This is a genomic window from Dechloromonas hortensis (genome assembly GCF_009469765.1).
Classification (GTDB): domain Bacteria; phylum Pseudomonadota; class Gammaproteobacteria; order Burkholderiales; family Rhodocyclaceae; genus Azonexus; species Azonexus hortensis.
The window spans coordinates 17,007-27,366 of record NZ_SSSQ01000021.1 but is presented as its reverse complement, the minus strand read 5'-3'; the positions used below and the strand labels follow the sequence as shown (position 1 = coordinate 27,366).

Here is a 10,360-nt window from a genome sequence, read left to right as displayed (position 1 = left end):
AGCCTGGAGCTGATCAAGGTCGGCGGCAAATGGCTGATCAACCGGGAAAGCTCGGTGCCTTGTACCGGCAATACCGTCGGCGGGTGCAAGGTCAGCCGCTAGTCGCCAAGCCAATGAAAACCGCCCCTCGGGGCGGTTTTTGCCTGTTTTGCCGCGTCGACCGCCGGACTCGGCTGTGGGCGGGCTACTGGGCGTTCTGGACGTCGGCGATGAAGACGTAGCCCTGCGAGCGCAAGGTCTTGATGAACCCGTTGCCGTCGGCCTGCTTGCCGAGAATGCGGCGGATCTGGCTGACGTGGACGTCAATGATGCGATCGTAGGCGACATATTCGCGCTTCAGGACGCGCGACAGTTGTTCGCGGGAGAGCGGGGCGAACGGGTTTTCCAGGAAGGCATGAAGCAGCGCAAAGGCGGAGACGCCGAGCGGGCTGGACTGGCCTTCGTTGTGGGTCAGTTCGCGCGAGGCGGTGTTGAGCGTCCATGGGCCGAACTGGATGTTGCGTGCTTCGCCGCGCAGGACCGGCGGGTTGCGCCCCTGGCTGCGGCGCAGCAGGCCGCGAGTGCGGGCGAGCAGTTCGCGCAGGTTGCACGGTTTTGGCAGGAAGTCGTCGGCGCCGATTTCGATACCGATGATGCGCTCGATCTCATCGGAGCGGGTCGAGTGGATGAGCACCGGCACTTCGGATTGCTGGCGCAACTGGCGCAGCAACTCGAGGCCGTCGGCATCGGGCAGGCTGAGATCAAGAATGATGACGTCGGGATTTTTGCCAAGCTGGCGCCACATGGCGGCACCATTTTCGGCGTAGATTGCGTCGATGCCTGCAGTGGCCAGGGTGGTGCCAAGGACATGGCGGGTGGCGGGATCGTCTTCAACGATAAGTGCAGTCTGGCGCATGGGGCTGAATGCCTGAAAAGCCTGAAGGGGCGGATTGTAATCCAAGGTAAAAAAACCGGGCTTGATTTACCATTTTGGCATGTTCAAGTTCCCGTTTGCTGCAACAATTACCCGATGAACGAATTGCTACGACTGGTTCGATTTTTTTTCGCAAGGTTGGCCTGAGATGTCGGCCCCGACTTCATTGCACGGTTTCGATGTGGCGCCGGCGGTCGACCGCATGCTCGGCCAGCCTGAACTCTGGTGGCAGGCGGTCGGCCTCTTCGTCGAGCATTTCGCAGAGTGGGAGCCGGCCTGGCTGGCGACGCGCGGCGACGATGCAGCCGAGTCCCGGCAGGTGCATGCCTTGCGCAGCGCGGCAGCCAATGTCGGGGCCAGCCACCTGTCCTGCGTCGCCACCGTACTCGAAGAGTTGTTGAGCATTCGCCTGGCGGGGCGGCCGGTGTCGGTGCCGGCCAGCCTGCGCTGGTATTTGCAGGACTGTTTTCGCGAAGTCTGGCAGTCGGCCGCCGAGGCCCGCCTGGGCGACTGCCTGCCGGCCGCGAGGGCGGCGTGAGCGACGATCCCCGGCAATCGCTGCGGGCCCGGCTGGCTCGCCTCAACCGCAGCGTCTTGCTGCTGACCCTTGGCTTGTCCAGCATACTTGTTCTGTGCGTAGCGGTCGGGTTGAGCATTCGGGGCCAACTCGACCCGGCGGTGTTCGATCAACAACTGCTCTGGCTGGTCGGGCTGCTTCTGCTGGCGGGCGGGCTGGCATTGCGGCTGGTGCTGCGCTGGCAGCAACGGCAAATCGAGTTATTGCTCGTGCCGATGCAGGACGTTGCCCGGCAGATGGCCGAGGTTTCGGCCGGGCAGTTCGATCGCCGGGTGACGCCGAGTGGCGTCGCCGAACTCGATCAACTGGGCGATGGTTTCAACGCGCTGATCGATCAGGTGCGCGAACGCGACCGCTGGCTGGCCTCGCATCTCGGCAGCCTGGAGCAGATGGTCGAGCAGCGGACCCGCGAGTTGCGCCAAGCGAAGGATGCAGCCGAAGCCGGCAGCCGGGCGAAAAGCGAGTTTCTGGCGACGATGAGCCACGAGATCCGGACGCCGATGAACGGCGTGCTCGGCATGACCGAATTGTTGCTCGACACCCGGCTCGAACCCAGCCAGCGGCAGTTCGTCGAGGCCGTCGAGCGTTCCGGGCGGCATCTGTTGGGCATCATCAACGACATCCTCGATTTTTCCAAGATCGAGTCCGGCAAGCTGGTGCTGGAAGAAGAGGATTTCGATTTGCGGGCGCTGATCGAGGAATCGCTCGAACTGTTCGCCCAGCCGGCCCATAAGAAAGGCCTGGAGTTGCTGGCCGACCTGCCGCCCGGCCAATCGCTGGTAGTGCGTAGCGACGCCTTGCGGCTGCGCCAGATCATTACCAATTTGCTGGGCAACGCCGTCAAATTCACCGAACACGGCGAAATCGTGCTCGGTCTCGCCGTGCACCGCGCCGATGAAAACGGTCTGGCCTTCACGCTGACCGTCCGCGATACCGGGATCGGCATTGCCGCCGAGGCGCAGCAGAAAGTCTTCGAGCACTTCGCCCAGGCCGACGGTTCGACGACCCGCAAATATGGCGGGACCGGCCTTGGTCTGGCCATCTGCTACCGCCTGGTCGGCATGCTGGGCGGCAGCATGCGGCTGGACAGCCGCCCCGGAGCGGGCTCCAGTTTTCATGTCGACCTCTGCCTGCCGCACGGCCAGACGGAACACTGCACTCCGCCCGCCAGCCCGCTGACGACCGGGGCCCGCCTGTTGATCGTCGATGACAGCCAGACCAACCGCGACATCCTGCTCGCCCAGGTTCGGAGCCGAGGCTTCGAAGCAGAAACCGCGGCCTCCGGTCGGGAGGGCCTGGATCGGCTGCGGGCCGCAGCCGAAGCCGGCGAGCCCTTCGCCTTGCTGCTGCTCGACATGCAGATGCCGGGCCTGAGCGGCCTGCAGGTGGCGACCGAGATTCGCAACGATCCGCGTCTGGCGGCACTGCGCCTGCTCGTGCTCTCTTCGGCCATCGAGTCGATCGGGACCACGGAGCGGGCCCGGCTCGGCATTGCCGACTGCCTGACCAAGCCGGTGCTGCAGGCTGAATTGTTCGAGGCCATCGCCCAGGCCCTGGCCCGGCAGCCGCTGCCGCCGGTGCGGCCTGCCGTCGTCGCCCGCCCGCGCCTGCGCGGCCGGGTGCTGGTGGCAGAAGACAACGAAAGCAACCTGATTGTCGCCCAGGCCCATTTGGAGCGGCTCGGCCTGGCCGCCGGCATTGCCGCCAACGGCCGCCAGGCGCTGGAGATGTTGGCGGCCGAGCCTTTCGATCTGGTGCTGATGGACTGCCAGATGCCGGTGCTCGACGGTTTCGCGGCCACCCGCCTGCTGCGCGAGCGCGAGGCGGACAGCGGCCGCCATCTGCCGGTCGTCGCCTTGACCGCCAATGCCATGCAGGGCGACCGTGAGCGTTGCCTGGCTGCCGGCATGGACGATTACCTGGCCAAGCCGTTTTCCGGCGACGAGATGTTCGCCGTGCTGCAGCGCTGGCTGCCGGCCGAACGTCGGGAAGCGGTTGCCAGTGCCGCCGGCCCGGCCTTGCCGCCGGCCCCGGCGGCGCTCGACCCGGCCGCGCTCGACAAGATCCGGGCCCTGTCGCCGGACAAGGCCGATGAGCTGGTCAGCCAGTTGCTGACCGCCTACCTGAAAGCGGCCAGCCGCGAAATGCAGAATATCGAAGCGGCCTGGCAGGTCGCCGATCTGAAACAAATGGCGCAGGCGGCGCATGCCCTGAAGTCGAGTTCGTTCAATGTCGGCGCCAACGTCTTCGGCGAAGGCCTGCGCGAGCTCGAAAGTCTGAGCCTGGCCGGCGACCAGTCGGCGGTTCGGCTGCGCCTGTTCGCCATCCACGAAGAGTGGCAGCGGGTCAAGGAAGGGCTGGCTGCCCTGCAGGAGGAAAAGAAACGTGACTCAGCCTGAATACCGGGTCCTCGTCGCCGACGATGATCCCACCGTCGGCCTGCTGATGCCGGCCGCCCTCGGCGGCCAGGGCTTTGCGGTGACCGTGGTCGACAACGGCAAGGCCGCCCTCGACGAATTCGAACGGACGCCGTTCGATATCGTCCTGCTTGATGTCGAAATGCCGGAAATGGACGGTTTCGCCGTGTGCTCGGCAATTCGCCGGCGCGGCGGCGGCGAGATTCCGGTGGTCCTGATTACCGGCCACACGGAGCCGGTCTTCATTCAGCGCGCCTACGATCTGGGGGCCGATTACATCGCCAAGCCGCTCGACTGGATACTGCTCGGCGGCTTGTTGCGCAATTTGCTGCAGGCGGCCTGAAGCGCCGTACTGCCCGGCGGCGGCCGTTGGCGGCGCGGAGCAGGTATGATTTCCCTCTGTCCGGGGCGGCGCTGATGCCGCATCGGTGGCAACAGGGGGAATCATGCAACGAATGAAAAAAATGCGCGCCGGGTTGTTTGCCCTGGTTTTTTGCCTTTTCGGCCAGTCCACCGCAGGCATCGCCCAGGAGGCGCGTCCGCTGAGCAAGGGGCAGAGCGTCTATCTGCCGATCTATTCACACATGCTCTACGGCAATCTGGGCAAGAGTGGCAAGGCTTCGTTCGTGCTGCTCTCGGCGCTGGTCAGCATCCGCAATACGGATAGCAAGCGGCCGTTGCGCATCCTCTCGGCCAAGTATTTCGATACCCAGGGCAAGCTGCTCGGCGAACGGGTCAGCGGCCCGACCGTGCTGCCGCCGCTCGGCACCCTGGAACTGTTCGTCGAACTGAACGACGCTTCCGGCGGCTCCGGCGCCAACTTCGTCGTCAAGTGGGAAGCCGATGCCGCGATCAACCCGCCGCTGGTTGAGGCCCTGCATGCCAACATGGATGGCGGCAAGGCAGTGATCTTCACCACCCAGTCCGTGCCCGTGGCTGACTAAGCGGGCCTGGACGTGTCATCAACCGTCAAGGCCGCACAGGTCGGCTACATCTTTCGCCTGCTCTACATTGCGCTGGCCGGCCTGGTCGTCGTCCATGTGCTGGGCACGGCTGGCTACTATTACCTGACCGAAGGCAAGTATTCGTGGTTTGACTGCTTCTACATGACCTTCATCACCGTCGCCACCATCGGCTACGGCGAAATCATCGACATGTCGAGCAATCAGCCGGCGCGTGTGCTGACCGTCATCATCGGCATCCTCGGCGCCGGCAACCTGTCGATGCTGTTTTCGGTGGTGACGGTGGCGCTGCTCGAAACCGACCTCAATGGAACCCTGCAGAGAAAACGCATGGAAAAGACAATCAAGAAACTCAAAGGCCATTACATCCTGTGCGGCTTCGGCCGGGTCGGCCGGAACATCGCCCACGAACTGGAGGCGACCAATCGCCACTACGTCGCTATCGACGAGGAAATGGCGAACTTGCAGGAATACAAGGAAAAGAACCCCGGCCTGCTTTACCTGCATGGCGATGCCAGCGACGACGACGTGCTGAACGCCGCCGACCTGGCCGACGCCAAAGGCGTCTTCGCGGTGACCGGCGACGATTCGCGCAATCTGATGATCGTCATCACCGCCAAGCAGTTGAAGCCGGAAGTGCGGATCGTCGCGCGCTGCCAGGAAACCCGCAATATCGAGAAAATGCGCAAGGCCGGCGCCGATGCCATCGTCTCGCCCGATTTCACCGGCGGCATGCGTATCGCCTCGGCGATGATCCGGCCGCATGTCGTCTCCTTCCTCGATGAAATGCTGAAGTCGGAGAAGAATCTGCGGGTCGAGGAAGTTACCGTGCCGGCTGGCTTCATTCCCAAGGCGCTCGGGGCGCTCAAGCTGCGCAGCGCCAACTACGTGCTGCTCGCCGTGCGCGAGCGCAATGGCGAATGGCAGTTCAATCCCGATCAAGAATTCCTGCTCAAGCCCGGCTTTACGCTGATCGCCATGGCCGGCCCGGTCGGCCGCCTGGAAATCGAAACCCTGTTGATCGAAATGGCGGCCTGAGCGCTGCGCGGCGCTTGCTTCGGCGCCGGGGCGGCGTAGTATGAGGCGTGAATAGCGACGTGGCTTGGACTGGAAAAACAACAGATTGCCGGTCGGGAGGCTTGCATGAAAATCGATTGCCTGAAAGCGGATGACGGCACCCCCGTCATGCATCTGGCGGGTCGCCTCGATTTCACCAAACGGGAAGCATTTGTCGAGGCGCTCAATCATTTCCTGGGTCGGGTGACGGCCCCCGAGGTCCGGGTCAATTGTGCCCAACTGGATTATCTCGATAGTTCGGGCTTGGGCATGCTGCTCATCCTGCGCGACCGGGCGAGTCAGCTAGGTTGCACGGTCGCCCTTGTCGAGTGCACGCCGGCGGTCCGCGATATCCTGACCACGGTCCAGTTCGGCCGTCTGTTCCGCCTCGCCTGAGCCGGCTTGTGGCGTGACCCGGGGCTAGGCTGCATTTTCGGCGCGGGTTAGACTGCGCTTGAAAACCGGCATCCTGATCGGTTCGTCACTACTCGGAGGAAAACATGAAGAAAAACTTCGCATTGCTGCTCGGCGCCTGTCTCCTTGCCGGCACCGCCCTGGCTTCGGAAGATCTGGCCAAGGCCAAGAATTGCATGACCTGCCATGCGTTCGACAAGAAGATCGTCGGCCCCAGCTACAAGGACGTCATCGCCAAGCGGGCGGGAGAAAAAGGCATTGAGGCGACGATGGCCGCCAAGATCAAGAACGGCAGCAAGAACGAGTGGGGCGCCGTGCCGATGCCGCCGAACAATGTCACCGAGGCCGAAGCGGCTACGCTGGCCAAGTGGGTGCTGAGCCACAAGTAAGACCTGGTTTGACCCGGAGCGCCCTGCACTGGGCGCCAAAATAAAATAAATCCCCAGAGAGAGTCGGTATGGACACCCTTAGTCCGGAGCAGCGGCGCCGCCGCTGGCTCATCCTGGCCGTCGTTGCGGCGGCCTATGTCCTGTCATTTTTCCAGCGCTTCGCGCCGGCCGGTATCGCCCAGGATCTGGCCGCTGCCTTCCAGACTTCCGCCGCCTCGCTCGGCGTGCTGGCCGCGACCTATTTCTACGTCTATACGATCATGCAGGTGCCGACCGGCATCCTGGCCGATACCCTCGGGCCACGCCGGATTCTGGCCCTCGGCGGCATCGTCGGCGGGCTCGGCAGTTTCCTGTTCGGTTTTGCGCCGAGCCTCGATGTGGCACTGGTCGGGCGGACCATGATCGGTCTCGGCGTCTCCGTCACCTTCATCGCCATGCTCAAGCTGATTGCCGTCTGGTTCGAGGAGCGCCGCTTCGCCACCATCGTCGGCATCTGCATGCTGGTCGGTAATCTCGGTTCGGTGCTGGCCGGCGCACCGCTTTCGGCGCTCGCCCAGGCGACCGGCTGGCGCGGCGTCTTCCTTGGCGTTGGCGGCTTGTCGCTGACCCTCGGCGTGCTGTGCTGGTTGTTTGTCCGCGATCGCCCGGCCAACGCCGCGGCGGGCGGCATCGAGGCGCCGCGCGTGGACCGGACGGTGGTTCTCAACGGTTTGCGGACGGTCCTGAAAAATCGGGCGACCTGGCCGGCCGCGCTGCTCAATACCGGCATGTGCGGTGCCTTTTTTACCTTTGCCGGCCTGTGGGCGACGCCGTATCTGATGCAGGTGCATGGCTTGAGCCGCAACGTGGCGGCCTCGCACCTGTCGCTGTGGTTCGGCGGCTTTGCCGTCGGCTGCTTTTTCGTCGGCACCCTGTCCGACCGGCTTGGCCGGCGCAAGCCGGTATTGCTGGTGACCTCGCATCTGCTGGTGTTGATCTTCCTGGTCTTCCTCTCCTGCATCAAGATGCCGCTGGCCGTTTCCTATGCGCTGTTTGCGTTGACCGGGCTGACCACTGCCGGCATGAGCCTGAGCTGGGCCTGCGCCAAGGAGGTCAATCCGCCGCTGCTGTCGGGGATGTCGACCAGTGTCACCAATATGGGCAGTTTTCTCGCTGCCGCGCTGCTGCAGCCGACGGTGGGCTGGGTGATGGATTTGAGCTGGCAGGGCGAAATGCTGGGTGGTACCCGCTTTTACGATGTCGCCTCGTGGCGGGCCGGCCTGCTGGTGGTTACGCTGTGTGCCGCGCTGGGCGCGCTGTGCAGCTGGTGGATTCATGAGACGCGGTGCAGGAACATCTGGCAAGCCAGTTGAAGTTGTGGTGACATAGGATCCTGAGGAGGGCGGCCATGTCCTTGCAAGCGAGTGGGTTTGATGACCGAGCGGATCGTGGACGACGCTGGGCTGTGCTCGGCGCCGCGTTTTCCTTCATCGTCGCCGGCCTGCTTGCTGCCCTCGGGGCCTACAGCATCGAACGCGATCGGCGCCAGCAGAGCGAGATCCAGGCCCGCCAAATGGCGTCGGCGGTCGCCCATGATCTTGGTGAGCGCCTGGATCGTTCCTTGTCCGCTTCCAATGCCCTGATCGCCGTATTGCGCCAGGGCGGTGGGCAAATTGACGATTTCTCGACCCTGGCCAAGGAACTGATCAACCTTTTTGGTGGCATCACCGCCTTGCAGCTTGCCCCGGGTGGCACAATCAGCCGCGTTGAGCCCTTACCCGGCAATGAACGGGTGATCGGTTTCAGCCCCTTGAAGGATCCGATCCAGGGGCCGGAGACCCGGTTGGTGATCGAGAGTCGCCGGCTCGGACTGACCGGGCCGTTCGAGTTGCGCCAGGGCGGGGTCGGCGTAATCGGCCGGAATCCGGTCTTCCTCAAGGGCAAGGATGGCGAGGAGACTTTCTGGGGGCTGGTTCAGGTCCTGATCCGGGTGCCTGACCTGCTGGTGGCGACGCCCTTGAACAGCCTTGAGGAAGCGGGCTACCAGTACGAGTTATGGCGGATTCCGCCGGGTGCCAAGCAGCGTCAGGTCTTCGCACGCTCGTCGGATCAGCCCTTGCTCGACCCGGTCGAGGTCAAGATACCGGTGCCGAATGGCGAGTGGGTGCTCAGCGTCGGCCCGGAGCGCGGCTGGTATGGACGCGGGAGTCTGCTGCTTGATGCGGCGGCCAGCTTGCTGATTGCCTCGCTGGTGGCCTTGGCCGCCTACCTCAGCCTGCGCCAGCCGCAGTTGCTGCGCCACGAGGTGGCGTTGCGCACCCGCGAGCTGCAAGCCAGCGAGGAGAAGTATCGCGAACTGGTCGATTCGGCAGCGAGCATCCTGCTCAAGTGGGACAACCATGGCAAGGTGCTTTTTCTCAACGAATACGGGCAGAACTTCTTCGGTTTTCACGGTGATGAAATCATCGGCCGGTCGGTCGTCGGCACCATCGTGCCGCCGTTCGAATCGGACGGGCGCGACCTGAGCGAACTGATGGCGGATATTTTTCAGCGCCCCGAGGCCTACGCGATCAACCTCAACGAGAACATCAAGAAGAATGGCGAGCGGGTTTGGGTTTCCTGGCACAACCGGGTGGTACGCAATGCGGCGGGGCAAGCTATCGGCATGTTCAGCGTCGGTGTCGACGTCACCGAACGGCGACAGGCCGAGATCGCATTGCAGGCGGCCAACCAGCGCTACGAGCAGTTGAATGCCGAGCTCGAAGCGCGGGTCGTCGAGCGGACGCGGCAGCTGGAAAGTGAGATTCAGGAGCGCCGGGCGACCGAGAAAGTGCTGGCCCGCAACGAGCGGATGGCGGCGCTCGGCAGCCTGGTGGCCGGGGTGGCGCACGAGATCAATACACCCATTGGTAATGCGCTGATGGTGGCGACGACGGCCCGCCAGCACATCAAGGATTTTGAAGCGGCGCTCGCTGCCGGACCGTTGAGCCGCTCGCGGCTGGACGCCTTTGTTGTTTCGATGCGCGACTCCGGCGCGATGCTGGAGCGCAATCTGCACCGGGCAGCCGACCTGATCCACAATTTCAAGCAGGTGGCGGTTGATCAGACCAGCGATCGCCGGCGCAGTTTCGACCTGGCGACCACCCTCGAAGAGATCCGGATGACGCTGGAGCCGCTGTTCAAATACCTGCCTTACCGACTTGAGCTGGCGGCCGAGGCTGGACTGACGATGGACAGCTATCCCGGCGGACTCGGCCAGATCGTCGTCAATCTGGTCGAAAACGCTTTGCAGCATGCTTTCGTCGGCCAGGCCGATGGCTGCATCCGGATCGGCGCGCGCAGCTTGGCTGACGGTCAGGTCGAAATCCGTTTTGTCGATGACGGCGTCGGCATTCCGCCCGAGATCCTGCCGCGCATTTTCGATCCCTTCTTCACCACCCGCCTCGGTCAGGGCGGCAGCGGCCTCGGCCTCTCCATCGTCCTCAACCTGGCGCAGCGGTTGCTCGGCGGTGAGTTGACGGTGGATAGTGAAGTGGGGCGCGGCACGGCCTTTACCTTGACTCTGCCGAGGCAGGCACCGATCCAGGAAAGTTGAAGTAAATCAAGGCCCCGGGTGGGCTGACCTTGCCTTGGTTAGCTAAATCAGAGTATTC

At 63.9% G+C, this 10,360-nt stretch carries 10 protein-coding genes; 9 read left to right on the top strand and 1 reads right to left on the bottom strand.

Annotated features, from left to right (window positions below; translation table 11 throughout):
• Positions 1 to 184: 184 nt before the first annotated feature.
• A complete protein-coding gene (locus GH663_RS20390) occupies positions 185 to 895 on the bottom strand; it encodes a response regulator transcription factor (RefSeq protein WP_153133429.1) in 711 nt (236 codons plus the stop codon).
• 166 nt (positions 896 to 1,061) lie between these two features.
• On the opposite strand from GH663_RS20390, the gene GH663_RS20385 reads away from it, so the two are divergent.
• The 9 genes from GH663_RS20385 (at position 1,062) to GH663_RS20345 (ending at position 10,302) form a co-directional block, all read left to right on the top strand.
• A complete protein-coding gene (locus GH663_RS20385) occupies positions 1,062 to 1,451 on the top strand; it encodes an Hpt domain-containing protein (RefSeq protein ID WP_153133428.1) in 390 nt (129 codons plus the stop codon).
• Positions 1,448 to 3,889, top strand: a complete 2,442-nt coding sequence (locus GH663_RS20380) for a hybrid sensor histidine kinase/response regulator (RefSeq protein WP_153133427.1) — start codon at positions 1,448 to 1,450, stop codon at positions 3,887 to 3,889. Before GH663_RS20385 ends, GH663_RS20380 begins: the two co-directional genes overlap by 4 nt.
• Complete coding sequence (locus GH663_RS20375) at positions 3,876 to 4,250, top strand: response regulator (protein WP_153133426.1); 375 nt, start codon at positions 3,876 to 3,878, stop codon at positions 4,248 to 4,250. Before GH663_RS20380 ends, GH663_RS20375 begins: the two co-directional genes overlap by 14 nt.
• Before the next feature lie 103 nt (positions 4,251 to 4,353).
• Positions 4,354 to 4,851, top strand: a complete 498-nt coding sequence (locus GH663_RS20370) for a DUF3124 domain-containing protein (RefSeq protein WP_153133425.1) — start codon at positions 4,354 to 4,356, stop codon at positions 4,849 to 4,851.
• A gap of 12 nt (positions 4,852 to 4,863) precedes the next feature.
• Positions 4,864 to 5,907: a potassium channel family protein gene (locus GH663_RS20365; protein WP_246181665.1), complete on the top strand. Its 1,044-nt coding sequence runs from the start codon at positions 4,864 to 4,866 to the stop codon at positions 5,905 to 5,907.
• 105 nt (positions 5,908 to 6,012) lie between these two features.
• Positions 6,013 to 6,321, top strand: a complete 309-nt coding sequence (locus GH663_RS20360) for an STAS domain-containing protein (protein WP_153133423.1) — start codon at positions 6,013 to 6,015, stop codon at positions 6,319 to 6,321.
• A gap of 104 nt (positions 6,322 to 6,425) precedes the next feature.
• The gene (locus tag GH663_RS20355) at positions 6,426 to 6,728 is read left to right on the top strand and encodes a c-type cytochrome (RefSeq protein ID WP_153133422.1); all 303 of its coding nucleotides are present in this window, start codon (positions 6,426 to 6,428) and stop codon (positions 6,726 to 6,728) included.
• Positions 6,729 to 6,796: 68 nt separating this feature from the next.
• Positions 6,797 to 8,080 (top strand): MFS transporter, encoded by a 1,284-nt coding sequence (locus tag GH663_RS20350; RefSeq protein WP_153133421.1) that lies wholly within the window; start codon positions 6,797 to 6,799, stop codon positions 8,078 to 8,080.
• A gap of 35 nt (positions 8,081 to 8,115) precedes the next feature.
• On the top strand, positions 8,116 to 10,302 hold the full coding sequence (locus tag GH663_RS20345; RefSeq protein ID WP_153133420.1) for an ATP-binding protein: 2,187 nt from the start codon (positions 8,116 to 8,118) through the stop codon (positions 10,300 to 10,302).
• The last annotated feature ends 58 nt before the right edge of the window (positions 10,303 to 10,360 follow it).

Bases quoted from the DNA above. Each gene is read 5' to 3' on its own strand.
- GH663_RS20345 (WP_153133420.1), top strand. From the start codon at position 8,116: ATGTCCTTGCAAGCGAGTGGGTTTGATGACCGAGCGGATCGTGGACGA.
- GH663_RS20370 (WP_153133425.1), top strand. From the start codon at position 4,354: ATGCAACGAATGAAAAAAATGCGCGCCGGGTTGTTTGCCCTGGTTTTT.
- GH663_RS20390 (WP_153133429.1), bottom strand. From the start codon at position 895: ATGCGCCAGACTGCACTTATCGTTGAAGACGATCCCGCCACCCGCCAT.
- GH663_RS20385 (WP_153133428.1), top strand. From the start codon at position 1,062: ATGTCGGCCCCGACTTCATTGCACGGTTTCGATGTGGCGCCGGCGGTC.
- GH663_RS20350 (WP_153133421.1), top strand. From the start codon at position 6,797: ATGGACACCCTTAGTCCGGAGCAGCGGCGCCGCCGCTGGCTCATCCTG.
- GH663_RS20360 (WP_153133423.1), top strand. From the start codon at position 6,013: ATGAAAATCGATTGCCTGAAAGCGGATGACGGCACCCCCGTCATGCAT.
- GH663_RS20355 (WP_153133422.1), top strand. From the start codon at position 6,426: ATGAAGAAAAACTTCGCATTGCTGCTCGGCGCCTGTCTCCTTGCCGGC.